The sequence below is a fragment of the Saccharothrix sp. BKS2 genome (assembly GCF_047689505.1).
GTDB lineage: Bacteria > Actinomycetota > Actinomycetes > Mycobacteriales > Pseudonocardiaceae > Actinosynnema > Actinosynnema lopnurensis.
Window position 1 is genome coordinate 138,704 of record NZ_JAUQOL010000010.1, and the last position, 25,190, is coordinate 163,893.

Annotated in this window: 20 protein-coding genes; 10 read left to right on the forward strand and 10 right to left on the reverse strand. The window is 73.3% G+C overall.

Annotated elements, in window-relative coordinates; genetic code table 11:
* Nucleotides 1–533 precede the first annotated feature (533 nt).
* A complete protein-coding gene (locus Q5530_RS22265) occupies nucleotides 534–1,082 on the reverse strand; it encodes a hypothetical protein (protein ID WP_415364718.1) in 549 nt (182 codons plus the stop codon).
* A gap of 130 nt (nucleotides 1,083–1,212) precedes the next feature.
* On the opposite strand from Q5530_RS22265, the gene Q5530_RS22270 reads away from it, so the two are divergent.
* Together Q5530_RS22270 and Q5530_RS22275 are read left to right on the forward strand one after the other, a co-directional pair.
* The gene (locus tag Q5530_RS22270; protein ID WP_415364719.1) at nucleotides 1,213–1,812 is read left to right on the forward strand and encodes a hypothetical protein; all 600 of its coding nucleotides are present in this window, start codon (nucleotides 1,213–1,215) and stop codon (nucleotides 1,810–1,812) included.
* The gene (locus Q5530_RS22275; RefSeq protein WP_415364720.1) at nucleotides 1,809–2,498 is read left to right on the forward strand and encodes a fibronectin type III domain-containing protein; all 690 of its coding nucleotides are present in this window, start codon (nucleotides 1,809–1,811) and stop codon (nucleotides 2,496–2,498) included. The genes Q5530_RS22270 and Q5530_RS22275 overlap by 4 nt, the downstream gene beginning before the upstream one ends.
* On the opposite strand, the gene Q5530_RS22280 is transcribed toward Q5530_RS22275, so the two are convergent.
* Nucleotides 2,495–4,354 (reverse strand): ABC transporter ATP-binding protein, encoded by a 1,860-nt coding sequence (locus tag Q5530_RS22280; RefSeq protein WP_415364869.1) that lies wholly within the window; start codon nucleotides 4,352–4,354, stop codon nucleotides 2,495–2,497. The two genes, Q5530_RS22275 and Q5530_RS22280, sit on opposite strands and share 4 nt — an antisense overlap.
* Nucleotides 4,355–4,521: 167 nt before the next feature.
* On the opposite strand from Q5530_RS22280, the gene Q5530_RS22285 reads away from it, so the two are divergent.
* Nucleotides 4,522–5,421: a proteasome assembly chaperone family protein gene (locus Q5530_RS22285; protein WP_380633361.1), complete on the forward strand. Its 900-nt coding sequence runs from the start codon at nucleotides 4,522–4,524 to the stop codon at nucleotides 5,419–5,421.
* A gap of 95 nt (nucleotides 5,422–5,516) precedes the next feature.
* Here the strand turns inward: Q5530_RS22285 and Q5530_RS22290 are convergent, their stop codons facing one another.
* Both Q5530_RS22290 and Q5530_RS22295 read right to left on the reverse strand, forming a co-directional pair.
* A complete protein-coding gene (locus Q5530_RS22290; RefSeq protein ID WP_415364721.1) occupies nucleotides 5,517–6,485 on the reverse strand; it encodes an MsnO8 family LLM class oxidoreductase in 969 nt (322 codons plus the stop codon).
* Between the two features lie 240 nt (nucleotides 6,486–6,725).
* The gene (locus Q5530_RS22295; RefSeq protein ID WP_415364722.1) at nucleotides 6,726–7,973 is read right to left on the reverse strand and encodes a family 16 glycosylhydrolase; all 1,248 of its coding nucleotides are present in this window, start codon (nucleotides 7,971–7,973) and stop codon (nucleotides 6,726–6,728) included.
* Nucleotides 7,974–8,112: 139 nt separating this feature from the next.
* Here Q5530_RS22295 and paaZ point away from each other — a divergent pair, with 139 nt between their 5' ends.
* Nucleotides 8,113–10,137 carry a phenylacetic acid degradation bifunctional protein PaaZ gene (gene paaZ, locus Q5530_RS22300; RefSeq protein ID WP_415364723.1) on the forward strand — a complete coding sequence of 675 codons (2,025 nt, stop codon included), beginning with the start codon at nucleotides 8,113–8,115 and terminating at the stop codon, nucleotides 10,135–10,137.
* A 129-nt stretch (nucleotides 10,138–10,266) separates the two neighbouring features.
* Nucleotides 10,267–11,106: an aldo/keto reductase gene (locus Q5530_RS22305; RefSeq protein WP_415364724.1), complete on the forward strand. Its 840-nt coding sequence runs from the start codon at nucleotides 10,267–10,269 to the stop codon at nucleotides 11,104–11,106.
* 4 nt (nucleotides 11,107–11,110) lie between these two features.
* Here the strand turns inward: Q5530_RS22305 and Q5530_RS22310 are convergent, their stop codons facing one another.
* The gene (locus tag Q5530_RS22310) at nucleotides 11,111–11,770 is read right to left on the reverse strand and encodes an MOSC domain-containing protein (protein WP_415364725.1); all 660 of its coding nucleotides are present in this window, start codon (nucleotides 11,768–11,770) and stop codon (nucleotides 11,111–11,113) included.
* Between the two features lie 96 nt (nucleotides 11,771–11,866).
* Between Q5530_RS22310 and Q5530_RS22315 the strand changes: the two genes are divergently transcribed.
* Nucleotides 11,867–12,586: a hypothetical protein gene (locus Q5530_RS22315; RefSeq protein ID WP_415364726.1), complete on the forward strand. Its 720-nt coding sequence runs from the start codon at nucleotides 11,867–11,869 to the stop codon at nucleotides 12,584–12,586.
* Between the two features lie 60 nt (nucleotides 12,587–12,646).
* Here Q5530_RS22315 and Q5530_RS22320 read toward each other — a convergent pair whose 3' ends face one another.
* The 5 genes from Q5530_RS22320 to Q5530_RS22340 all read right to left on the reverse strand — a co-directional run bounded on the left by Q5530_RS22320 (nucleotide 12,647) and on the right by Q5530_RS22340 (nucleotide 20,103).
* Complete coding sequence (locus tag Q5530_RS22320) at nucleotides 12,647–13,339, reverse strand: peptidylprolyl isomerase (protein ID WP_415364727.1); 693 nt, start codon at nucleotides 13,337–13,339, stop codon at nucleotides 12,647–12,649.
* Between the two features lie 31 nt (nucleotides 13,340–13,370).
* Entirely contained in the window at nucleotides 13,371–16,301 is a 2,931-nt protein-coding gene (locus Q5530_RS22325) for an AAA family ATPase (protein ID WP_415364728.1), read from the reverse strand.
* 90 nt (nucleotides 16,302–16,391) lie between these two features.
* A complete protein-coding gene (locus Q5530_RS22330) occupies nucleotides 16,392–16,601 on the reverse strand; it encodes a hypothetical protein (protein ID WP_380633014.1) in 210 nt (69 codons plus the stop codon).
* The gene (locus Q5530_RS22335; protein ID WP_415364729.1) at nucleotides 16,598–19,360 is read right to left on the reverse strand and encodes a type 2 lanthipeptide synthetase LanM family protein; all 2,763 of its coding nucleotides are present in this window, start codon (nucleotides 19,358–19,360) and stop codon (nucleotides 16,598–16,600) included. Before Q5530_RS22335 ends, Q5530_RS22330 begins: the two co-directional genes overlap by 4 nt.
* Nucleotides 19,361–19,563: 203 nt before the next feature.
* Nucleotides 19,564–20,103: a hypothetical protein gene (locus tag Q5530_RS22340; protein WP_415364730.1), complete on the reverse strand. Its 540-nt coding sequence runs from the start codon at nucleotides 20,101–20,103 to the stop codon at nucleotides 19,564–19,566.
* A gap of 108 nt (nucleotides 20,104–20,211) precedes the next feature.
* On the opposite strand from Q5530_RS22340, the gene Q5530_RS22345 reads away from it, so the two are divergent.
* The 4 genes from Q5530_RS22345 (at nucleotide 20,212) to Q5530_RS22360 (ending at nucleotide 25,079) form a co-directional block, all read left to right on the forward strand.
* On the forward strand, nucleotides 20,212–21,213 hold the full coding sequence (locus Q5530_RS22345) for a LacI family DNA-binding transcriptional regulator (RefSeq protein ID WP_380633019.1): 1,002 nt from the start codon (nucleotides 20,212–20,214) through the stop codon (nucleotides 21,211–21,213).
* Nucleotides 21,214–22,015: 802 nt separating this feature from the next.
* The gene (locus Q5530_RS22350) at nucleotides 22,016–23,374 is read left to right on the forward strand and encodes an ABC transporter substrate-binding protein (RefSeq protein WP_415364731.1); all 1,359 of its coding nucleotides are present in this window, start codon (nucleotides 22,016–22,018) and stop codon (nucleotides 23,372–23,374) included.
* Nucleotides 23,374–24,243, forward strand: a complete 870-nt coding sequence (locus Q5530_RS22355; protein ID WP_380633023.1) for a carbohydrate ABC transporter permease — start codon at nucleotides 23,374–23,376, stop codon at nucleotides 24,241–24,243. The genes Q5530_RS22350 and Q5530_RS22355 overlap by 1 nt, the downstream gene beginning before the upstream one ends.
* A complete protein-coding gene (locus tag Q5530_RS22360) occupies nucleotides 24,240–25,079 on the forward strand; it encodes a carbohydrate ABC transporter permease (RefSeq protein ID WP_415364732.1) in 840 nt (279 codons plus the stop codon). The genes Q5530_RS22355 and Q5530_RS22360 overlap by 4 nt, the downstream gene beginning before the upstream one ends.
* The last annotated feature ends 111 nt before the right edge of the window (nucleotides 25,080–25,190 follow it).

Sequence of the window (25,190 nt, forward strand, 5' to 3'; positions counted from 1 at the left end):
GGGTGTCAAACGCTCTTTTCGCCGACTCGACGCCGTTCACTCGTTCGAGTGAGTAAAACCCCGTAGCGCCGTGACAACCAGGCATCGCGGAACGCGCACGTGGGTGATAAACCCGGCGAATGGTCGGCGCGCGAACGGCGTACCCCGCATTGTCGCCGTCACATTACTCCGAAGGTGCCTTTCACAAAAGACGTCCCGGATTCGGGGAGGGTGAGGGGTGAGGGGGGGAGAAGGGAAGGGGGAAGGGGAGCCGGTGCGGTGGGAGCCGGTGCGGTGGGCGGGTTGGTGGTGGCTGCCGGCAGCGGTCGGCGGGCCGGTCGCGACGAAGCCGGACGGCACGCCCGCGGCCCGTGCCGTCCTGAACCCCGTCGGGTGTTCCGCCCTCGGAAATCCGCCGAAGGAAATGCCGGCCCGGCGGAAGCCGGTGAGCATCGCGGGAGGCGGTGAGGCTTCTCCGGAAAGCACGTGAAGCGGAGTGGAATTCCGGCCACCGGGAACCGGGCGAACGCGTGCGCCGGTCCCCGGAGGGCGTCCTACTGGCCGTCCTCCTCCTTCTCCTCGCCGCGGCGGCGCAGGAACGAGAAACCGGGGATGCCGAGGATCGCCTGCTTCATGTCCTTGGTGACCTCCAGCAGCTGGTGGATCTCCGGACCCACCTTGTCCAGGGTCGTCAGGATCGGCAGCACGTCCTCCATGATGTGCTTGGTCAGCACCGGGAGCTGGTCCACCAGCTCGATCGCGGCGTCCACCTCGTGCGGCGACAGCTCCTCGACGAAGCGCCGCGCCAGCGGTTGCGCCTGCCGCGCCAACGGCGCGTAGTCGTCCATCAGCTCGCGCGACACGCGGGCCGTGCGGGCGATGTCGGCGGTGATGCCGTCCGCCGACGCGGTCACCACCTTCGCCCGCTCGACCAGCGCCTCGGTCTCGGCCAGCACCCGCTCGGTGCGCGCCACCAGGCCGTCGGCCCGGCGGACCACGGACTCGGCCGCCCCCAGCAGGTCCAGCACCCGGCCGGGCACGGCCACGGCGGTCTCCACGGTGGTCCTCGCCAAGGAGAACAGGGTGCGCGGCGTCAGCTCCATGCCACCACTCTGCCGTACCGGGACGTACCGGGCTCCCCGGTGATCCTTGTTGCAGGTCGTCCAGACCAATTACAGTGACCGGCGTCGCCGCCCCGACACTCCCCGGAACCGGGGGGTCGAAGGAGGTGCCATGCCCAGGACGCCCCGGGCCCTGGCCGCGCTCGCGCTCACCGCCGGGCTGGCGATGACCGCCCCGACCGCGCGGGCCCAGGTGGAGGCCGGTCCCTGGACCTCGTACTCGCCCTCGTTCACCGTGCAGGAACGCGGGTGCGGCGACGTCGCGGACCTGACCTTCCGGCTCACCTGCGCCACGGCGAGCGGCGACCAGCGCGCCGAGCGCCGGTACGCCACCTACACCGGCGGCACCCGCCAGTTCGAGGGGTCGTTCCGCGTCACCAGCCTGGGCGGCACGCGCGTCAGCCTCAAGCAGACGTTCCACGAGTCCGCGGCCGGGCCGTTCTTCATGCTCGCGGTCGAGCGCGGCGGGCGGCTGTACGCGGTGCACGGCGGCGCGACGGTCGCCACCGGCGCGACCGTCGGGGCGACGGTGCGGGTGAACACCGTGCACGTGGTCGGCGGCGAGCACCGCACGTACGTCAACGGGTCGCTGCGGCACACCTACGCCAGCCCCGGCGGCAGCTTCTACGACAAGTTCGGCGCGTACCGCACCAACAGCGGCCAGGGACCGGCCACCGTGGTGTGGAGCGGTGTCCGGTTCTGGCGCAGGTGAGGCGCCTCCTCGTGGTCCCGGTGCTGCTCCTGGCCGCCTGCGGCCGGGAGCGGCCCGAGGAGCAGCCCGCGCGGCCGACCCCCGAACTCGTGGCCGAGCTGACCTCCGCCGTGGACGTCGCGCTGCGCTGGCGGCCGGAACCGGGCGCCGCGGGCCAGGTCGTCGAGTACGCGAACGAGCCCGGGGGCGCCTACACCGCCCTGGAGTTCGCCCCGCCCCACCGGAACTCCTACGAGCACCTGGACCTGATCCCGCGGACCTCCTTCCACTACCGGGTGCGGTCGTTCCACGGCCCGGCGTCGGAACCCGCGGGCGTGACCCTGCCGCCGGGCGACGAGGTGCCGGAGTCGGACGGGCACGGGTGGGCCGAGCCCGTCCGGGGACCGAGCGGGACCCGGCCGGTGCGCTCCGCCGACGCCGCGCCCGCCGACTTCCGCGCGGAGGTCAGGCACGCCAACGGGATCCTGTTCACCTGGACCGATCGAGCGGCGGGGGAGGAGGGCTACCTGGTGGAGGTGAGGCCCGCCGGGGCGGCGGACTTCACCGTGGCCGCGCAGCTCGACCCGGACGTGCGGTCGTTCGGGTTGATCACGCTGCCCGAGGAGAAGACCGCCACCTACCGCGTGCGGCCCTACTACTACGGGACCACCACGAACACCGCCCACCAGCGGACCGGCGGCCCCTAGGCCGAGACCCCCTCCTCGGCCTCCTCGGCGAACTGGGTCCGGTACAGCTCCTCGTACCGGCCACCCGCCGCGAGCAGTTCGACGTGCGTGCCGCGCTCCACCACCCGGCCGCCCTCCACCACCAGGATCAGGTCGGCCGCCCGGATGGTCGACAGCCGGTGCGCGATGACCACCGCGGTCCGCCCGGCCAGCGCCTCGCCCAGCGCGGCCTGCACCGCGGCCTCCGAGGTGGAGTCCAGGTGCGCCGTGGCCTCGTCCAGGATCACCACGCGCGGCTTGGCCAGCAGCAGGCGGGCGATGGTCAACCGCTGCCGCTCACCGCCGGACAGCCGGTAGCCGCGCTCGCCGACCACCGTGTCCAGCCCGTCCGGCAACGACGCCACCAGGTCGGCCAGCCGCGCCCGCCGCAGCACCTCCACCAGCTCCTCGTCGGTCGCCGACGGTTGCGCCAGCAGCAGGTTCGACCGGATCGACTCGTGGAACAGGTGGCCGTCCTGCGTCACCATGCCCAGCACCTCGCGCACCGAGTCGGTGGTCAGGTCGCGGACGTCGACCCCGGCCAGCCGCACCGCGCCCGCGTCCACGTCGTAGAGCCGGGGCAGCAGCGAGGCGATCGTGGACTTCCCCGCCCCCGACGAGCCGACCAGCGCCACCACCTGGCCGGGCTCGGCCCGGAAGCTGATGTCGTGCAGCACCTCCACGCCGCCGCGGGTGTCGAGCACCGCGACCTCCTCCAGCGACGCCAGGGAGACCTTGTCCGCCGACGGGTAGGCGAACCGGACGCCCTCGAACTCCACCGACACGGGCCCGTCCGGCACGGTGCGCGCGTCGGGCTTCTCGGTGATCAGCGGCTTCAGGTCGAGCACCTCGAACACCCGCTCGAAGCTCACCAGCGCGCTCATCACCTCGACCCGGGCGCTGGCCAGGGCCGTCAGCGGGGCGTACAACCTGGTCAGCAGCAGCGCCAGCGCCACCACCGAGCCCGGGTCCAGCTCACCGCGCAGCGCGTAGAACCCGCCCAGGCCGTAGACCAGGGCCAGCGCCAGCGCGGAGACCAGGGTCAGCGCGGTGAGGAACACCGTCTGCACCATCGCCGCGCGCACCCCGATGTCGCGCACCCGCCGCGCCCGCACCTCGAACTCGGCCGACTCGTGGGCCGGCCGCCCGAACAGCTTCACCAGCGTCGCGCCCGGCGCGGAGAACCGCTCGGTCATCTGGGTGCTCATGGTGGCGTTGTGGTTGGCCGCCTCGCGCTCCAGCCGCGCCAGGCGGGAGCCCATCCGCCGCGCGGGCACCACGAACACCGGCAGCAGCACCAGCGCGAGCAGCGTGATCTGCCACGACAGGCCGATCATGACCACCAGCGTCAGCACCAGCATCACCAGGTTGCCCGCCACGCCGGCGAGCGTGTCGCTGAACGCCCGCTGCGCCCCGATCACGTCGTTGTTGAGCCGGCTCACCAGCGCCCCGGTGCGGGTGCGGGTGAAGAACGCGACGGGCATCCGCTGCACGTGGTCGAAGACCGTGGTCCGCAGGTCCAGGATCAGGTCCTCGCCGATGCGCGCGGACAGCCACCTCGTCAGCAGGCCGAGCGCCGCCTCCACCACCGCGATGCCCGCGATCACGCCGGCCAGCCCGACGACCACCCCGGTGGCCGAACCGCTGACGATCGCGTCCACCACCCGGCCCGCGAGGACGGGCGTCACCACCGCCAGCACCGCCATGACCACGCTCAACACCAGGTACTGGGTCAGCCGCGTCCGGTGCGGCCGCGCGAAGGCCCGGATGCGGCGCAGCGTGGCGGCGGAGAACGGCCGGCGGTCGTCCTGCGCGTTCGTCACGTGGTACAGCGACATCCACGCGGTGGTTTCCATGTCCATGGGCCGAACGCTAGGACCTGGAGCCGACTGGAGGTCAAGGAATGGGGGTGGTCGCGCGGCGGGTTCGCCGAAGTCGGGAATGACCGGCGGTCCGGCGGCGTTGACGTTCAGGAGACTGGTCTGAGTACATGGGGAGGCACGACGTGGCGCTGGACCCGGAGGAGCTGTTCGAAGTCGACTCCGACGTCCCGGACCTGACCGGAGCGGTGCTGCTGCACCACTTCGACGGCTTCATGGACGCCGGTGCGGCCGGTTCGGTGCTGGTCGAGCACCTGTTGGAGACGCACGAGCACCGGGTGATCGCCCGGTTCGACGTCGACGACCTGATCGACTACCGGGCCCGCAGGCCGCCGATGACCTTCGTGACCGACCGGTGGGAGGACTACGCCGCGCCCGAGCTGGTGGTCCGCCTGCTGCACGACGCGGTCGGCACGCCGTTCCTGGTGATGCACGGCCCGGAGCCGGACCGCCGGTGGGAGGCCGTGGTCGCCGCGGTGCGGTCGCTGGTCGAGCGCTGGGGCGTGCGGCTGGCCATCAGCTTCCACGGCATCCCCATGGGGGTGCCGCACACCCGCAAGCTCTCGGTGATCTCGCACGCGACCAGGCCGCAGCTGGTGGTGGAGAAGTCGCCGTTCAACCGGGTGCAGGTGCCGGGCAACCTGTCGGCGCTGCTGGAGCTGCGCCTGGGCCAGGCCGGGCACGACGCGATGGGCTTCGCGGCCTACGTGCCGCACTACCTGTCCCAGAGCACCTACCCGACCGCCGCGCTGGGGCTGCTGGACTCGATCACCAAGTCGACCGGGCTGGCCCTGCCGATCGGCGCGCTCCACGAGGCCACCCGGCGCACCGACGCCGAGATCGCCCGCCAGGTCGCGGACTCGGACGAGGTCGCGCAGGTGGTCGAGGCCCTGGAGCGGCAGTACGACGCCTTCGCGGAGGCGTCGGAGAACCTGCTGGCGGCGGCGGGCGAGCCGCTGCCGAGCGCGGACGAGCTCGGGGACCAGTTCGAGCGGTTCCTGGCCGACCAGCAGCGCGACCACTAGCGGGACGAGGGCCGGCGGGAACACCGCCGGCCGGGGCAGTCCCCGCTGGGCAGTCCCCGCCGGGGCGCCCTCGCGGGGCGTGCCCGTCGAGGGCGTCAGAGGTCGAGCTCGGCCAGCAGGCGGTACGAGGTCAGCAGCGCCGCCCGGTCGTGGGTGCTGGTGGTGACCAGCACCTCGTCCGCGCCGGTGCGCTCCACCAGCGCCCCCAGGGCCTTGCCGACCTCGGTGGGGGTGCCGTGGACGTGGCCCTCCAGCGACTGCTCGAACAGGGCGCGCTCGCGGTCGGTCATCGGGGTCGCGAGGACCTCCTCCGGCGCGCTGAGCGGCGGGAACTCGCCCCTGGTCCGCGACCAGGTCATCGCCCACGCCTCCGGGACCAGCAGCCGCCACGCCTCGTCGGTGGTCGCCGCCACGGCCACGTTCGCGGAGATCACCACGTAGGGCTCCGACGCCCAGACCGAGGGGCGGAACCCGGCGCGGTAGGCGTCGATCGCCCCGGTCATCGCCCGTTCGCCCCGGAAAGAGCCGATCACCAGCGGCAGGCCGTGCTCGGCGGCCACCCCGGCGCCGGCGCCGGTGGCCAGCACGAAGGGCCGCACGCGCAGGCCGGGCGCCGGGTAGGCGCGCACCGGCCGGTCGTCGGTGAAGTGGCCGAGCAGCTCGGCGAGCCTCGGACCGAAGGCGTCGGCGTCGTCCCGGTCGTGGCCCAGCGCCGCGCGGACGGCCCCGGTGAAACCGACCGACCGGCCCAGGCCCATGTCGATCCGGCCCGGGAACAGGGACTCCAGCACGCCGAACTGCTCGGCGACCACGAGGGGCTGGTGGTTGGGCAGCATCACGCCGCCGGTGCCCGTGCGGATGGTCGTGGTGGCCGCCGCGACGGCCGCCGCCAGGACGGTGGGGGCGGAGCCCGCCACGCCGGGGACGCCGTGGTGCTCGGAGACCCAGAACCGGTGGTAGCCGAGGGCCTCGACCTGCCGGGCGAACCCGACGGTCTCGCGGAGGGCCTCGGCGTGGGTCTGCCCGGAGCGCGTGCGCGAGCGGTCCAGCACCGAGAGCTTCACGGTTGGTCCAACGCGGGCTGACGTGCGGGAATTCCCCGGGTGTCGACCGAAGGAGGTGGGCACGGGCCGCTGCCCGTGCCCACCTCGACCACGGCCGCCGCGGGCCGGCGAGGCCCGCGGCGGCGGTCGCGGCCCTTCCACGACCGACGGGGAGAGTCGTCGGTCGCGGGGGTCCAGGCCGCTCCGGCTCGGATCGGTCGCCGGCCCCGGCACGTGCTCCCGGGACCGGCTGCCCGCCGATCAGGCCGCGACGTTCCACTTCTGGTTGGCGGCCCCGGTGCACGTCCAGATGTGGAGCCGGGTGCCGTTGGCGGAGCTGTTGTTCTGCGCGTCCAGGCACTTGTTCGCCTGGATATTCACGATGTCGTTGGCCCCGCTGACGGCCCACCGCTGGGCCCCGCTGCCGTTGCAGTCCCACAGCTGCACCAGGGTGCCGTCGGCGGTGCCGCCGGAGGCCGCGTCCAGGCACTTGCCCAGGGCGCGGAGGGTCTCACCCTGGCGGGTCCACTGCTGCGCCGCGCTGCCGTTGCAGTCGTAGAGCTGCACCGCGGTGCCGTTGGCGGGGTTCGCGCCGGCCACGTCCACGCACTTGCCGCCGATGCCGGTGATCCGGTTGCCGCCCGCGGGCGGGTTGCCGTCGACGGTGGAGACGCGCACGTAGTCGATCACGAACTGCTGCGGGAACGTGGTGCTCGCGTCCGGGTAGCCCGGCCACTCACCGCCGACCGCGAGGTTGAGGATGATGAAGAACGGCTTGTTGAACACCCACTGCCGGCCGCCGAGGTCGGCGGGCGTGCGGCGCTGGAAGACGTTCCCGTCCACGGACCACGCGATGCCGCTGGGCGACCACTCGATGGCGAAGGTGTGGAAGCCGTCGGCGAAGTTGGGGCCGTTGTACGCCGCGCCGATGCCGCCCGCGCCGGAGTAGCCGGGGCCGTGGATGGTGCCGTAGACCGTGTCCAGGTCGTGGCCCAGGAACTCCATGATGTCGATCTCACCGCTGCCCGGCCACGGGTTGCCGGAGTTGATGTCCTGGCCGAGCATCCAGAACGCGGGCCAGATGCCCTTGCCGCGCGGCATCTTCATCCGCGCCTCCACCTTGCCGTAGGTGGTGGTGAACTTGCCGGCGGTGTTGATCCGGGCGGAGGTGTACTGGCAGCGGCCGTACCAGCAGTTCCAGTTGCCGGGGTTCTCCTTGCGAGCGGTGATGACCAGGTTGCCCTGGCCGTCCATCGAGGCGTTGCTCGCGGAGTTCGTGTACCACTGGTGCTCGCGGTTGTTGCCGTTGTTGTTGCCCGTCTCCGTGTTCCACCTGGAGCCGTCGACCCGCGTGCCCGCGGCGCCGTTGAACTCGTCGGCCCAGGTGACGGCCATGGTGCCCACACCGGGGTCGGCGGCGGGTGCGGCGACCACGCCCTGCTGCGCGACGGGCACCGCGAGGGCGCTCAGGGCGAGCGCGACCGCACTCACCACCACTCGTGTCCTCATCGACACTCCCTTCAACTCTGGCGGCGGCCAGGGCAGAACTTACTGCATGGCCTTTAATCAAGTCACGATGAAAGTAGGGGGCTCTACTCTTCGACCCAGGCCGGGACACCCACCGGCACGACGAGGAGGTCAACACCCGATGGCCATGCTGCGCAGCTACGTGTCCGGACGCTGGCACACCCCAGACGGCGAGGGCGCGCCCCTGCACGACGCGGTGACCGGCGAGGAGATCGCCCGGATCTCGTCGCGGGGGATCGACATGGCGGCGGCCCTGGACCACGGCAGGCGCGTCGGCGGCCCGGCCCTGCGCGAGCTGACGTTCCACCAGCGCGCCGCCCTGCTCAAGGCCCTGGCCTCGCACCTGCGCGAGCACCGCGACGAGCTGTACGCGCTGTCCGCCCGCTCGGGCGCGACCAGGACGGACTCGCTGATCGACGTGGACGGCGGCATCGGCGTGCTGTTCGGCTACGCCAGCAAGGCCAAGCGCGAGCTGCCCAACGACCGGGTCCACGTGGACGGCCCGGTCGAGCCGCTGAGCCGGGGCGGCACCTTCGTCGGCAGGCACATCGCCACCCCGCTGCGGGGCGTGGCCGTGCAGATCAACGCCTTCAACTTCCCGATGTGGGGCCCGCTGGAGAAGTTCGCGCCGGCCTTCATCGCCGGGGTCCCCTCGCTGGTCAAGCCCGCCTCGCAGACCGCGTACATCACGGAGAGGGTCGTCGGGCTCATGCTCGGCTCCGGCCTGCTGCCCGAGGGCTCGCTCCAGCTCGTCTCGGGCGGCGCGGGCGACCTGCTCGACCACCTCACCGAGCAGGACCTGGTCGGCTTCACCGGGTCCGCGTCGACGGCCCGGCTGCTGCGCACCCACCCGACCGTGATCCGCAACAGCGTGCGGTTCAACGCCGAGGCCGACTCGCTGAACTGCTCGATCCTCGGCCCCGACGCGGTCGCGGGCACGCCCGAGTTCGACCTGTTCGTCAAGCAGCTGGTCGCCGAGATGACGGCCAAGGCCGGCCAGAAGTGCACCGCGATCCGGCGCGCCCTGGTCCCCGCCGGGCTGCTGGACGCGGTGGCGGAGGCGGCCAGCGCGCGGCTGGCGAAGGTGGTGATCGGCAACCCCGCGAACGAGACCGTGCGGATGGGCGCGCTGGCCGGGCTGGAGCAGCGCGAGGAGGTGCGGCGGTCGCTGAAGGCGCTGCTGGCGGCCGGCGAAATCGTGCACGGCTCGCTCGACCGCGTGGACGTGGTGGACGCCGACGCCGAGCGCGGCGCGTTCCTGTCCCCGGTGCTGCTCAAGGCGGACCCCGACCACGCCGAACCGCACGAGGTCGAGGCGTTCGGGCCGGTGTCGACGCTGCTGCCCTACCGGGACGCGGCGCACGCCGTCGAGCTGGCCGCGCGGGGCGCGGGCAGCCTGGTCGGCTCGGTCGTCACCCACGACCTGGACTTCGCGCGCGAGGTGGTCCTCGGGGTGGCCCCGTGGCACGGCCGCCTGCTGGTGCTCGACCGCGACGACGCGAAGGAGTCCACGGGGCACGGCTCGCCGCTGCCGGCGCTCGTCCACGGCGGTCCGGGGCGCGCGGGCGGCGGCGAGGAGATGGGCGGGATGCGCGGCGTGCTGCACCACATGCAGCGCACCGCCGTGCAGGCCAGCCCCCGGGTGCTCGGCGCGGTCACCAACCAGTGGGTCACCGGCGCCCCGCGCAGGGAGTCGGACGTGCACCCGTTCCGCAAGTCGCTGCGGGAGCTGCGGATCGGTGACTCCGTGGTCGCCGGGCCGCGCGTGGTGACGATGGCGGACGTCGAGCACTTCGCCGAGTTCACCGGCGACACCTTCTACGCCCACCTGGACCAGGAGGCCGCGGCGGCGAACCCGTTCTTCGGCGGCCGGGTCGCGCACGGCTACCTGGTCGTGTCGTTCGCGGCGGGGCTGTTCGTCTCGCCCGAGCCGGGGCCGGTGCTGGCCAACTACGGCCTGGAGAACCTGCGGTTCGTCACGCCGACGTTCCCGGGCGACGAGCTGACCGTGACGCTGACCGCCAAGCAGATCACGCCGCGCGAGGACCAGGACTACGGCGAGGTCCGGTGGGACGCCGACGTGGTCAACCAGAAGGGCGAGTCGGTGGCGAAGTACGACGTGCTCACGCTGGTCACCAAGGAGTAGGGAGCGGGCCCCGGCCGGGTGGCCGGGGCCCGTTCCGCGCGGGTGGGGACAACGGGCCGGGAACAACGGGGCGGCCCCGCGGTGTTGCGCCAGGTGAAGATCGTTTCCGACGAACGAGGAGCACCACAGTTGGCCGGCACCACCACGATCGGCGGCGACCTGACGGTCAACCGCCTGGGCTTCGGCGCCATGCGGTTGACCGGGCAGGGCATCTGGGGCCACCCGGCGGACCGCGACAACGCGGTCGCCGTGCTGCGCCGCGCGGTCGAGCTCGGCACCACCTTCATCGACACCGCGGACTCCTACGGCCCGCACGTCAACGAGGAGTTGATCAAACGGGCGCTGCACCCGTACGCGGACGACCTGGTCATCGCCACCAAGGGCGGCCTGCTGCGGACCGGCCCGGACCAGTGGGTCCCGCTGGGCAGGCCCGCCTACCTGCGGCAGGCGGTGGAGACCAGCCTGGTGCGCCTGGGCGTCGAGCGCATCGACCTCTACCAGCTGCACCGCGTCGACCCCGAGGTGCCGCTGGAGGACCAGGTCGGCGTGCTGGGCGAGCTGCGGGACGAGGGCAAGATCCGGCACATCGGCCTGTCCGAGGTCGGCGTCGACCAGGTCCGCGCCGCGCGGGCCGTCGTGCCGGTCGTCAGCGTGCAGAACCTCTACAACCTGGCCAACCGCGGCCACGAGGACGTGCTGGAGCACTGCGAGGCGAACGGCATCGCGTTCATCCCGTGGTTCCCGGTGGCGACCGGCGACCTCGCCCGCCCCGGCGGCGTGCTGGACGCGGCGGCCGCGGAGTACGGGGCCACGCCCGCCCAGCTCGCGCTGGCGTGGCTGCTGCGACGGTCGCCGGTCGTGCTGCCGATCCCCGGCACCTCGTCCCTCGCGCACCTGGAGGAGAACACCGCGGCGGCGGGCGTCGAGCTGGCGCCGGAGGCGTTCGAGAAGCTGTCCGCCCTGGCCTGAACCGCTAGGCGGGGCGGGGCAGCCGCCGCGCGACCTTGCGCCGCAGCTTGTCCGGCAGGTCGTCGCCCGCCGCCAGCAGGCCGGGCAGCAGCTCGGGCTCGGACAGCACCGCGCGGAACGCGTGGGCGATCGTGACGTCGTGGTCGGGCCGGTGCTCGACCACGACCTCGTCCCCCGCCGTGACCGTGCCGGGCTCCAGCACCCGCAGGTACGCCCCGGGCAGCGCGCGCTGGGTGAAGGTCTTCACCCAGCCGCGCCGCTCCATCACCCGGGCGAACGTCCGGCACGGCACGCGCGGGTAGGTCACCTGGAGCAGCGTCCCGCCCACCCGCCAGCGCTCGCCCAGCCGCGCGCCGGACACGTCCAGGCCCACCGTGGTCAGGTTCTCCCCGAACAGCCCCGGCGGCACCTCGTGGCCCAGCTCCTCCGCCCAGGCGTCCAGGTCCTCCCGCGCGTAGGCGTACACCGCCTGGTCGTCGCCGCCGTGGTGGCGCAGGTCCGAGATGTGGTCCCCGACCAGGCCGCTGCCGCCCACGCCCCGGGGACCGGGCGCGCGGACCTCGACGGGGGTGGGGACGGGGCGCTTGCCGATGCCGGTGTGACCGGTGTCCGAGTCCTCGAACGCGACGCGGGAACCGAGGTTGACGGAGAGCACGTGAGGCATGGCGCCGACGGTAGTGCAGGCACTTCGCGGGTTCGCGCCCACGACCCGGGGCGCGTGGGGGAGGATGGCGGGACCACACCGCTCCCGGGGAGGACCATGCGCAGGGCAGCAGTCGCGTTCGTGCTGGCCGCGGTGCTGTCGGGCTGCGCGGAGCGGACCGGCCTGCCGGAACCGACGCTGGGCCCGGTCCTGGACGACAGCGCCGCGCTGGTCGCCCTGGTCGGGGCACGCGCCGACGAGCAGCGCTCGGTCCGGTTCGACGCGGAGACCACCATGTCCGGGCTCGACGTGGGGCTGAACGGCGACCTGGTGCGCGCCCGCGAGGGCAGGCTGGTGTCGCTGACCGACTCCGCGACCGACGTGGTCGTGCTGGCCGACGCGGGGTGGTCGCGCGGCCCCGGCGGCGCCTGGACCCGGCATGAGCTGGCCGACCGGGCGCCGGTGCGGGCGGACACCACGGTGGCCGGCCTGCCGGACGAGGTCGACCCGGCCGCGGTGGTGCGGTCGCTGGCGGGCAGCCTGGTCGTGTCGCGGGACGACGTGGACCTGGACGGCGTGCCGACGCACCGCTACACCATGCTCGTCGACCTGCGGCGGCAGGCGGACCGGACGACCGGCACCACCCGCCGCGCGCAGCTCATGGCGGCCTACGAGTCGGGCTTCACCGCGACGGCGACGGTGTGGGTGGGGCCCGGCGACCTGCCGGTGAGGGTGGAGCAGGTGATGAAGACGCTGGACGAGAACGTCTTCCAGCGCACCCTGCACCGGTTCACCGACTGGAACGCCGACCTCCGGGTGACCGCGCCCGCCCGGTAGCGCCCCGGCGGAGTTGCCCGATCGGAGTTGCCCCGGCGGAGTTGCCCCGGCGGAGTTGCCTCAGCGGAACCGCTTGGCCCGCTCGACGTCCGCGGTCAGCGCCGGCGCGCCGTCCACCCCGCCGCCGACGACCCCGCCCGCCGCGATCCGGTCCAGCGTCGCCAGCCCGGCCTCGGTCACCCGGCCGAACACCGCGTAGTCGGGCCGCAGCACCGAGTCCGACGTGACCAGGAAGAACTGGCTCCCGTTCGTGTCCGGCCCCGCGTTCGCCATGGCCAGCGTGCCGCGCGGGTAGGTCCGCCGCAGGCCGGTCGGGTCGTTCGGCGCCGGCGGCAGCGTGGTGGGCAGCTCGTCCCGGTACCGGTAGCCGGGACCGCCCTCGCCCGTGCCCGACGGGTCGCCGCACTGGAGCACCTTCAGCGTCGGGTACGCCGTCAACCGGTGGCACGTGGTCGCGTCGTAGAAGCCCCTGCGCACCAGGTGCAGGAAGCTCTGCACCGTGCAGGGCGCCTGCGCCCGGTCCAGCACCACCGGCACCGGACCCCGGTTCGTCTTCAGCAGCACCCCGGGGTGGCCGCGGTCCGGCGTGCGCCGCGGGTCGGGCGGCAGGGGGACCGGCCGGGCGGCGGGCTCGTCCGGCGTCCTCGTGTAGCCGCACGGCCCGTGCGTCGTGTCCGGCGGCGTCGGGGGCGACGCCTGCGCCGTCCCGCCACCGAGGACCGCGGTCAACGCCACCACCAGCAGGATTCTCACCACACCAGGTCTAGCGGACCCCGTCGGGACCTCACCAGGGCCGGACGGCGGGTCCCAGCGCCGCCGCGAACGCGCTGAGCTCCTCCCGGTCGGACCGGCCGGTCTTGGTGATCAGGCTCGCCACGTGCTTCTCCACCGTGCGCGGCGAGATGTGCAGCCTGGTCGCGATCGCCTTGTTCCCCAGCCGCCCCGCCAGCAGCCGGAACACCTCGAACTCGCGCACCGTCACGCCCCGCTCCCGCAGCTCCCCCGGCACCTGGTCCGACCCGGTCCGCCGCTGCGGCACGGTGGCCCCGGCCTGCCGCAGCAGCGCGCGGCACGCGCCGGCCACCGCCGCGTGCCCGGCCTGGTGGAAGAACTCCTCGGTCGGCCGCAGCCACGCCACCGGCTCGCCCCAGCCGTCCGCCACCGCCGCCTCCGCCACCAGCCGCAGGCCCAGGTGCCGGGCCAGCGGGTAGATCGACGCCGCGTCCCGGGCCGCCCGCACCGCCTGCGCGGCCTCGGCCTCCCGCCCCGCGCGACCCGCCAGCACCGCCAGCGCGAGCTGCCCGAACACCCGGTTCCAGCGCATCCCGGCCGCCGCGGGCCGCGTCGCCGCGCGGTAGGCGTCCTGGTCGAGCCGCCCGGACAGCGCGTCGAGCAGCAGCTGGAGCCCGTGCCGCCCGGACAGGTGGTAGACGGTCGGCGTCTCCTCCTCGTGGGCCAGCGCCCGCGCCAGGTCCCGCTCGGCCGCCGCCCGGTCCTCCTCCAGCAGCGCGCAGAACGCCCGCGCCAGGCCGTAGCACAGCGGCCGCTCCTGCGAGCCGACCCCGCCGACCTCGTCGAACGCCTCGATCGCGGCGTCCATCTCGGCCCGCCTGCCCTGGTGCGCCGCCGCGGTGGCCTGCGCCATCAGCCCGTACAGGGTCAGGTGCTTGAGCTGCAACCGCCGGGTGTCCGCGACGGTCCGCGCCAGCTCCTCCGCCGCGCCGTCGTACTCCCCGCGCAGCACGGCGTCCAACCCGAGGATGCAGTCCGCGTTGTAGGCCAGGCTGATCGCGCCGACCCGCAGCGCCTCCTCGTGCACCTCGACCAGCCCCGTCGCCGACCCGTCGGCCAGCCACTCCAGGCCCGCCTGCCGCAGCAGCGCCCACACCCGCTGGATGATCAGCCCGTGCTCCTCGGCCAGCTCGCGCGCCCGGCTGAAGCACTCGGTGGCCAGGCCCAGGTCGCGGTCGCGCGCCAGCACGCCCAGCAGCTGCCACGTCTCGCAGCCCACCTCGGGCAGCGGCACGCGCTTGGCCGCGTCGGCCGCGCGCCGGGCCAGGAACTCGGCCGTCGCGATCCGGTCCGGCACCTTCAGGTGCAGCGTCATCAGGGCCGCCACCGCGTCGAGCCGCGCCAGGTGCTCGTCGTCGGGCTCCGGGCCGAGCAGCGCGCGCGCCGTGTCCACGTGCACCGCGCTCTCGGTCCACCGGCCCGCGGTGTTGGCCACCTGGGCGAGCTTGGTGTGCAGCTCGGCCCGGCGCACCCGCGGCAGGCCCGCCGCGCTCAGCTCGGCCAGCGTGTCCACCAGCGCGAACGCCCGCTCGAACCGGCCCGCCTCGCCCAGCGCGGGCAGCAGCGAGTCCAGCACGTCGGCCCGGATCTCCACGTCCACCTGGCTGGCCAGCAGCCGGTGCGCGTGGTCGAGCAACCGCACCGCCGACCCGGCCGCGCCGTCGTCCAGCGCCCGCCGGCCCGCCTCGGCCAGCAGCACGCCCGCCTCCGCGTGCTGCCCCGCGTCCAACCGCAGCGACGCCACCAGCGCGCACCACTCGCCGGGCAGGCCGGGGTGCAGCTCCTGCACGGCGTCGGCGGTGCGGCGGCTCAGCTCGGCCCGGTGCGGCGGCGGCAGCTGGGCCAGCAGCGCCTCGGCGGTCAGCGGGTGCCGGAACGCGTACCAGTCGGGCACCGGCTCGTCCGGCGTCACCAGCTGCGCGGCGACGCCCGCGTGCAGGTGGGCCAGCATCCCCCGGTCGTCCATGCCGGTCACCCGGCGCAGCACCGACAGCGGGAACCGGTGGCCCAGCACCGCGGCCGTCGACAGCAGCTCGCGCCCCTGCGGGCCGAGCCGGTCGGTGCGGTGCGCGATCGCCCGCACCAGCGCGGTCGGCACGTCGATGCGCAGCTCGCCCAGCACCTGCCACCCGGCCGGGCCGCGCACCAGCTGACCGCTGTTGACCAGGCCGTGGAGGATCTCCTCGACGATGAACGGGTTGCCCGCGCTGTCCGCCCACAGCCGGTCCACGACCTCGCCGGGCACCTCGTCGTCGGCGACCTCCAGGCACAGCGCGGCCAGTCGGCGCACCCGCGGCTCGTCCAACCGGCGCAGCTCCAGCAGCGCGCCCGCCTCCCGCTGCGCGGCCAGGCGCACCACGTCCAGCGTCGGTCCGGGGTCCGCGCGGGCGGTCACCAGCAGCGCGGCGGGCACCTCGTCGAGGTTGTCGGCCAGGTAGTCGACGACCGCCAGCGTCTCCGCGTCCGCGTCGTGCAGGTCCTCCAGCACCACCAGGCACGGCCGGTCCCGGCCGACCAGGGCCAGCAGCCGCAGCACCGCCTCGGCGAGCACCACCACGGAGTGCCCCTGCCGCGGCTGCTCCTCGACGCCCCACTCCGGCACCAGCCGGCCCAGCACCGCCTGGTACGGGCCGAGTTCGCGCAGGTCGGGGCCGTCACCGGCGCGCAGCAGCGACATCAGCGCCTCGGCCAGCGGCCGGAACGGCACGATCGGGCCGATCGTGCTGCCGCGGCCCCGCAGCACCCGCATCCCGCGGTCGAACGCGGCGCCGGCGGCGAAGCGCGCCAGCCGGGTCTTGCCGATGCCCGGCTCCCCGACGAGGAACACGGTGCGGCCACGGCGGTCGACGGCGTCGGACAGTACCCGTTCGAGTACCCGGAGTTCTTCGTCGCGGCCGACCACGACCGGCGCGCGGGTGTGCATGGGGCGAACCTTAGCCAAGCCGAACTACCGCACGCCAAACTGCCCGCACCCCCAGTGTGGGCGGGCAGTTCGGCGGTCCGGCGGGACGGGCTACCCGTTGATGACGGGTGCGCTCACGGTCCCGCTGGCGGCGCTCGCGGTGACCACCGCGTAGGCGCCGACGGCGAGGGCCATGCCGGCCAGGGCCCGGGCGCGGCCACCGACCCGGCTCTTGCGGGACAGCGCCATGTCCCCGGCGGGGTGGTCGCCGTCCTGGGCCTCGTCCCAGGTGGTGACCGCGTCGTGGCCGGCGTTGCTCATCGGGTGTTCTCCTCGTGTGGGTCGGGGTGGTGCGGGGTGTCGAGCAGGAGCACGGAAGGCACCTGCCCGGGGAATCCGAGGCGGAGCAGGCCGTACCCGATGCCCGAGAGGCCGGTGAGCAGCCCGGCCGACGACACGCCGCCCGGGGTGCCGCAGCGGGCCCCGTACTGGTCCAGGGCGCCGAGGACCAGGCCGGCGCGCCGGGTCTGCATGGCCGAGGCCAGGGCGTGCCCGCGTTCGGCGAGCACGGTCAGCGCCTCGACCACGCCCAGTTCGCCGTGGCACAGGCTCAGGTCTCGCAAGGGGTCGTGCACCGCCAGGGCGTTCAGGCACCGGTCGAGGTGCAGGGTGTGGGTGTCGACCGGCTGGTCGGGGTGCGCGGCGTGCGCCAGCACGGCACCGGCCAGGCCGGAGCACCAGCTGTGGTCGGCCTCCGCCACGTCGAGCAGCCGCTGCTTGAGCGCCTGGTCGGCACGCAGGTTCGCCCGCCCGGCCACACCGTACCGCTGCTCGCGGCTGACCCGCGCGTAGCGCAGCAGCGCCCAGCCGACGCCCGCCCGGCCGCGGGCGAAGCCGTCGCCGCCCGGCGTGGCGGTGAGCAGCCGGTCGGCGTAGGCGCGGGCCAGCGCGTCGGCCGCGGCCAGGCCGCTCTCGGCCCGCACCGCCATCATCGCGCCCAGGCCGCCGGCCCAGCCCTCGACCAGGTTGGCGGGGTCCTCGCCGCCGGCCTCGACCCCCGCCGTCACCTCCAGCGCGGTGCGCAGCCAGCCGGTGATCTCCGCGTCGTCCAGCAGGTTCGCCAGCCGGGCCAGGGCGTAGCAGATGCCGCCCAGGCCGTGGAACGCGCCGCTGCCCACGGTGACCGCCAGCTCGTCGTCCCGGGCGAACGCGTCGAGCAGGGCCGGGACCGGGGTGAGCGCCTCGCGGGCGAACTCCAGGTAGCGGTCGGCGCCGGTGAGCCGGCCCAGCTGCGCCAGGAACAGCGCGACGCCGGTGTAGCCGTTGGACAGGCCCGCGCCCATGGCCGACACCGCCCAGTGCCGGTCGTCGACCAGCTCCAGGCCGACCCAGTTCACCCGGCCGGGTGCCGTGGCGGCGTGCGCCAGCACCTCGTCGGCGACCCCGCACGCGGCCACGAGCAGCCGCTGCGGGTCCGGCACGCCCGCCTCCAGCGGGGCCGGCAGCACCTGCCCGGTGCGGTGCTCCACGGGGCGCGGCCGGCCCGCCAGCGCGGCGGTGATCAGCCACTGCTGGTGGTGCTTGTCGACCTCGTCCAGCGCCGAGACCTTGGCCACCACCGCGTCCAGGCCGGACACCGGCAGCAGGTCGGGCAGCCGCTCGCCCCGCGCGCTCCACGCGTCCCGGCTGTCCGGCCGGGTGGTGAACAGCGGCACGTCGCCCGCCCACAGGTCGGTCACCTCGTGCGGCACGAGCGCCCGCAGCACGTCCGAGTCGGCGGAGTCGTCCCACAGCAGCCGCAGCACGTCCTCCCGGTCGTCCGCGCCGCGCAGCGCGTCCGGGTGGGTCGACTCGTCCAGCAGCGTCGCGTACAGGTTGGTCATCCTGGGCACGAACCGCACCGGCAGGTCCGCGAAGCGGCCCAGCGTGCCCAGCAGCTCGTCGCGGTGGTCGCAGAGCGCGTCGTAGCCGATCCGGAACCCGGCCAGCAGCGCGCCCAGGTAGTCGGCGGGCTCGGCCTCCACGCCGTCGAGCACGGGCCGGTTGTGCGCGGGCGCCAGGGGGGTGGGCCTGCGCACCAGCCGCATCCGGTCGGTGCCGGCGTGCAGCCAGGCCACGCCGTCGACGGGGAAGCCGCGGTCGCCGCCGACGCCGCCCACGTCCAGCGCGCCGTGCTCGCCCAGCAGCACCAGCGGCAGCACGGCGGTGCGGTGCACGGACCGGGCCAGCGACCGCACCGCCGGGTCCGCCGGCACGCCGGTCTCGGGGTGGAACAGCGTCTCCACGTCCACCAGCACCGGCTGGTCACCGGCCGCGATCAGGTTCTCGTAGTGCATGTCGGTGCTGTCGACGACGTAGAGCAGGGCGGTCAGCGCGCCCAGCCGGTGGTAGAACCGGCCCACCTCGGCGACGTCCGCGCACGGCGCGTGCTCGACGAACTCCAGCCACCCGTGCCCGGACCGCGTCACCACGCGCGGCAGCCGCAGCCCCACCCGGGCGTGCCCGTCGAACCACGCCAGCAGGTCGACGAACTCCCGGTGCAGCGCCACCGACCGGGGCTTGTAGACGACGCGGCGCCCGTCGGCGAAGGTCAGCACGGCCACCGACCGGCCCCGCGCGTGCGGGTCGCCCCGCCCGATCTCCACGTGCGCGACCGCACCCGGGTCGCGGCCGTCCAGCAGCGCGCGGACGATCTCGTGGCGGTCCTCGGTGAAGCGGTCCAGCAGCTCGGTGTGCGCCTCGACCGCGTGCAGGCAGGCTTGCCCGAGCAGCCGCGCGAGCACCGGGTACTTGGCGAACAGGGCGGTCAGGTCCACCTGGCCGACGAAGGCGGCGAACCGGGCCTGCGGCGTGTCGCCGGAGAGCCGGCCGGCGACCCGCTCCAGGTTCAGCTCCAGCACCAGGGTCCGGGCGGCGATCCGGGCGAGCCGCCCGCCCAGCGACCGGGCGAAGTCGGCGCCCAGCCGCCGGTCGCGGGCCACCGCGGCGCGCACCAGCGGGCGCAGGGCGAACGCGAACGCCTCGTCCCAGCTCCCGCCGGGGAAGTCTGCACGGGCCGCGGTCGCGGAGGCGCGTTCCACGAACGCGGCCCATGAGGGCCGCCCACGAGGGGCGACCGGTTCGTGGGGGTTCTCGCGGACGCCGCTCTGCCACCAGGCGGTGGGGGGCCGGTCTACGGCGGACGAGAACACGCTGCTCAAGGTGGCACGCGCCGAACCGGCCGCACATGGGGGCACCGCCCCCAGATTTGCGGTCACCCCGCGATCAGACCGCACATGTGCGGTTAGGCGCAGTTCTCCGCGTGCCCGGCGGCGTCCCGGTAGTCGTCGGGGAGCGAGACGACACCCATCTTCTCGACCGCGTCGTTCATCACCGCGACGGCCTCGGTCATGTCCTGGATGGCGGAGGAGTACACCTCGACGGTCAGCTCGGGCGCCCCGTCCACGGTCGACTTGGCCTTGGCGAACTCGTCACGCGCCCGCCCCAGCGGCTCGCGGATGACCTCGACCGCCGTGTCGGCGGCGGGCTCGGGCGCGGGCGTCAGCTCGTCGAGGTCGTGCAGGACGACGTTCAACACGTCCACCACCCGCCCCAGCGACTCGCTGACGGCCTTCTTGGCCTGCGTCGGGTCCCCGGTGGGCGGGTCGAACTGGACACCGCCCGAAGCGATCATGTAGTCGGCCACCGCGCAGAAGTTGTTCACCCAGCGCACGACCCCCGTGTCCGGCGCGGCGGGGAGCTCGCCCGGCACCGCCCGGCCCGCCACCGGCGTGCCGCAGCCCGCCACCCCGAGCACCGCCAAGGCCACCACCCACCGCTTCACAGTGGAGTTGTACCCCAGCGGGCCCCGGTGGGGCGGCAAAACCGCCGGTCTCGCAAACGCGCGCAAACCACCGCAAGCCAAGCGTAAATCCTGCCCTATAGTTGCTACATGACGCAACGTCGGTTGGCAGAAGTGGCCGCGAAAGTAGGAGTGAGCGAGGCGACGGTCAGCCGCGTGCTCAACGGCAAGCCCGGCGTCTCCGACGCCACCAGGTCGGCCGTGCTCACCGCGCTGGACGTGCTGGGGTACGAGCGGCCCACGCAGCTGCGCGGCGAACGGGCCCGCCTGGTCGGCCTGGTCCTGCCGGAGCTCCAGAACCCGATCTTCCCCGCCTTCGCCGACGTGGTCGGCAACGCCCTGGCCCAGCGCGGCTTCACCCCGGTCCTGTGCACCAGGACCGCCGGCGGCGTCTCCGAGGCGGACTACCTCGAACTGCTCCTGGAACAGCACGTCTCCGGCGTCGTCTTCGCCGGCGGCCAGTACGCCCAGGCGGACGCCTCCCACGACCACTACCGCCAGATGACCCGCCGCAAGCTCCCGGCCGTGCTCATGAACGCCGCCATAGACGACCTCGGTTTCCCCAGGGTCTCCTGCGACGACGCGGTAGCCGTGGAACAGGCGTTCGGCCACCTCCTGGCCCTGGGCCACACCCGCATCGGCGCCGTCCTGGGCCCCACCGACCACGTCCCGTCCCGCCGCAAGCTGACCGCCCTCACCACCTGCGCCGAGAACGCCAACGCGGAACTCTTCGAAGAACACGCCATGTTCTCCCTGGAAGGAGGCCAGGCAGCCGCGACCCGCCTCCTGAACAAGGGCGTCACCGCCATCGTCTGCGCCTCCGACCCCCTGGCCCTGGGCGCGGTCCGAGCAGTCCGCCGCCAGGGCCTGAAAGTCCCGAACGACATCTCGATCGTCGGCTACGACGACTCAGCCTTCATGACCTGCACCGAACCCCCGCTGACCACCGTCCGCCAACCCATCGAAGCCATGGGCCGCGCAGCCGTGGAACTCCTGGCGAACCAGATCGCCGGCACAGCGGTCCCCGACGAAGAACTCCTCTTCGAACCAGAACTGGTGGTCCGCTCCTCCACCGCCCCGGCCCCCCGCTGACAGCACCACCCCAGGCACTCAGCGCCCAGCTCCCGCCGCCCCCGCAGCACCCACCCACCCCCAGCACCCCCAGCACCTCCCACAGCACCTCATCGGACCCGCCACCAGCAACGGGTCCCGATTTGACATGGGTTCGAGTGCCATGGGCTGGTCGGAGCCTGCAGGCTCGGCGGGACGCTTTCCCCCGCCGTGCCTGCCGGCTGCGGCCTGCCTCCGGTACTCGTAAGGGCCCCATGTCAAATCGAGACCCTTCGCAACCAGGCACCCAGGGCTCCCCAATCCCAGCCCTCCCGCACCCGAGCGCAGAACTCACCCCTCCCGAACGTTCGACACGACGGTCCTGAACGTTCGACTCACCCGCCCCGAACGTTCGACTCACCCGCCCCGAACGTTCGACACGACAGTCCCGAACGTTCGACTCGCGCACCCCAACGCGCACCCCGAACGCCGAACCACCCCACGTCAAACGTGAACCCCACCGGCCCCAACCGTGAAACTCGGCCGTCCTGAACGTACGACTCACCGGTCCTGAACGTACGACTCGCCCAACGCGAACGTACGACTCACCGGTCCTGAACGTACGACACGACCGGCCCAAACGTACGACTCGCGGAACCGGGAGGTACCGGGACGATGCGCGCACCTCCATGGGAGCGCTCTCGCTTGAGCGGGGCTGTCAACCCGAGCCAGCAGGCTTACGAACCTGTGTCGTGAAGTTGCGGAATGAAGTAGACATCTTGCGGATATGTGTCAGGTAGACCTACCGTGTGCGCCACACCACACCCGAGGAGGGTCCGCCGACATGAACTCACCCAACCTCCGCAGAGCGGCGGGGTTGCTGCTGGCAGGCAGCCTGAGCCTCACCGCAGCCACGGCCTGTTCCCAGGGCGACGACCAGGGAGCCTCCAACGGCAAGGTCACGCTCGTCGTCAACGGCCAGCCGCCGCAGACCCAGGCGTTCGACCGCAAGGTCTTCGACGAGGACGTCGCGGAGTTCGAAGCGGCCAACCCCGACATCGACATCGAGCCGCGCGAGGGGTTCATGGACCCCCAGACGTTCTCCGCGAAGCTGGCGGGTGGCCAGCTCGAAGACGTCTACTACGCCTACTTCACCGACCCGGCGAACCTCATCGCCCGCCGCCAGGCGGCCGACATCACCGAGTACGTCGAGGACGTGCCGAACTACGGCGCGATCCGCCAGGAGCTCCGCGACGTGTTCAGCGCGGACGGCAAGGTCTACGGCGTCCCCACCGCCAACTACTCCATGGGCCTGGTCTACAGCCGCAAGCTGTTCACCCAGGCCGGCCTGGACCCCGACCAGCCGCCGAAGACCTGGGACGACGTCCGGCAGGCCGCCAAGAAGATCGCGGACATGCCCGGCAACGAGGTCGGCTTCGCCGAGTACAGCCGCGACAACCAGGGCGGCTGGCACTTCACCGCCTGGATGTACTCCGTGGGCGGCCGCATCGCCCGCCAGGACGGCGACAAGTGGGTCGCGGACTTCAACAACGCCCAGGGGAAGGAAGTCCTGAACCACCTCAGGGACATGCGCTGGACCGACAACAGCATGGGTGAGAAGCAGCTGCTGGTCATCGAGGACGTCCAGCAGATGATGGGCGCCGGCCAGCTCGGCATGTACATCGCCGCGCCGGACAACGTCCCCACCCTGGTCAACCAGTTCGACGGCGACTACGCCGACTACGGCCTGACCTCCATCCCCGAGGGCGAGGGCACGCTCATCGGCGGCGAGGGCTACATGGTCAACCCCAAGGCGTCGCCGGAGAAGATCCGCGCCGGCCTCGAGTGGGTGGCCTGGAAGTACCTCAACCCGGACCGCATCGAGAAGAACCTCCAGCGCTACAAGGACCAGGGCCAGCCCATCGGCCTGCCGGTCCCGCCGGCCGCCGACATCTGGACCGGCGACATCGCCGCCAAGCAGGACCAGCTCAAGAAGAGCATGGCCACCGTCCCGGTCGAGAACTTCCAGTCCTACGTGGACGTCAAGCCCGAGGGCCTCATCGAGCCGCCGAACGCCCAGCAGGTCTACGCGGTGCTCGACAACGTCATGCAGGCCGTGCTCACCAAGTCCGACGCGGACGTCGACCAGCTGCTGGCGGACGCCGAGGCCAAGGTGAACAACGTCCTCTCGCAGGTCAAGTGATGCGCCGCCGCGTCGCGGAGAACCTGACCGCGTACGGGTTCCTGGCCGCCGCCCTGGTCTGCTTCGCGGTGTTCTCCTGGTACCCGATCGCGCGCGGGGCCGTGCTGGGCTTCCAGCAGGTCGACTTCGTCAACGACCCCGTCTGGGTCGGCTGGGAGAACTTCGAACGCCTCTTCGCCGACCCCCTGTTCGCCACGGCGTGGCGCAACACCCTGCTGTTCACCGCGCTGGCGCTGGTCTTCGGCTTCGTCGTGCCGTTCCTGCTCGCGGTGGTGCTCAACGAGCTCCGGCACTTCAAGGCGTACTTCCGGCTGGTCGTGTACCTGCCGGTGATGCTGCCGCCCGTGGTCGCCGCGCTGATCTGGAAGTGGATGTACGACCCCGGTCCGGGCCTGCTCAACACCGCGTTGCGCGGGCTCGGGCTGGAGGGCCTGTCGTGGCTGGACAGCTCCGACACCTCGATGCTGTCCCTGGTGATCGTGGCGACCTGGGCGAACCTGGGCACCGCCACGCTCGTCTACCTGGCCGCCCTCCAGAGCATCCCGGGCGACCTGTACGAGGCGGCCGAGCTGGACGGCGCGGGCGTGCTGCGCAGGCTGTGGCACGTCACCGTCCCGCAGACCCGCTTCGTGCTGCTGGTGCTGCTCCTGCTCCAGGTCGTCGCGACCATGCAGGTGTTCACCGAGCCCTACGTGATGACCAGCGGCGGCCCCGACGACTCCACCGTCACCGTCCTGCTCCTGCTCTACCGCTACGCCTTCTACTACAACGACTTCGGCACCGCGAGTGCCCTGAGCCTGTTGCTGCTGCTGGTGCTCGGCGCGTTCACCGCGCTGTACCTGCGGGTGACGCGGAAGGCGGACGCGTGAGGACGCTCATCGCGCCGGGGCGGTCGCGCACCGGCTACACCATCGCGCTCGTCGTCACCGCGGTCGTGCTCACCGCGGTCTTCGTCGTGCCCCTGCTCTGGGTCGTCGTCTCCGCCATGAAACCGGCCGTCGAGCTGGCCCGCGTGCCACCGACCGTGCTGCCGGACACCTGGACCCCGGGCACCTACGCGGAGGCGTGGGACCTGATGGACCTGGGCGCCTACTTCTGGAACACGATCGTGGTCGCGGTGGGCGTGTGGGCGGTGCAGCTCGCCGTCGACGTGCCCGCCGCCTACGCGCTGTCCCGGCTCAAGCCGGTGCTGGGCCGGGGGATCCTCGGCGCGATGCTGGTGACCCTGATGATGCCCGCCGCGGTGCTGCTGGTCCCCACCTACATGACCATCGCCGACCTGGGCCTGCTCAACAACCCGGCCGCGCTGTGGCTGCTGGGCGCGGCGAACGCCTTCACGGTGTTCCTGCTCAAGCGGTTCTTCGACCAGTTGCCGGTGGAGGTGCTGGAGGCGGCCCGGATCGACGGCGCGAACCAGCTCACCATGCTGTGGCGGGTCGTGCTGCCGCTGTCCAGGCCGATCCTGGCGGTCGTGTCCATCTTCGCCGTGGTGGCCGCGTGGAAGGACTTCATCTGGCCGCTGCTGGTGTTCTCGGACCCGACGCAGCAGACGCTCAGCGTGGCGCTCCAGCGCTTCGCCCCCGACACCCCGGTCAACCTGCTGCTGGCGGGGCTCGTGCTCTCCAGCCTGCCGATGATCGGTCTGTTCCTGGTGTTCCAGCGGCACGTGCTCGCGGGTCTCACCGCGGGCAGCGTGAAGGGGTGACCCGGACACCCGGGCCAGGCCGACCCGACGCCCGCGTGAGGCCGGTCCCGCACCCGTGCGGGCCGGCCGACACCCACGTGGGGCCTGCCAGTACCGAAGGGACCCCGTCAC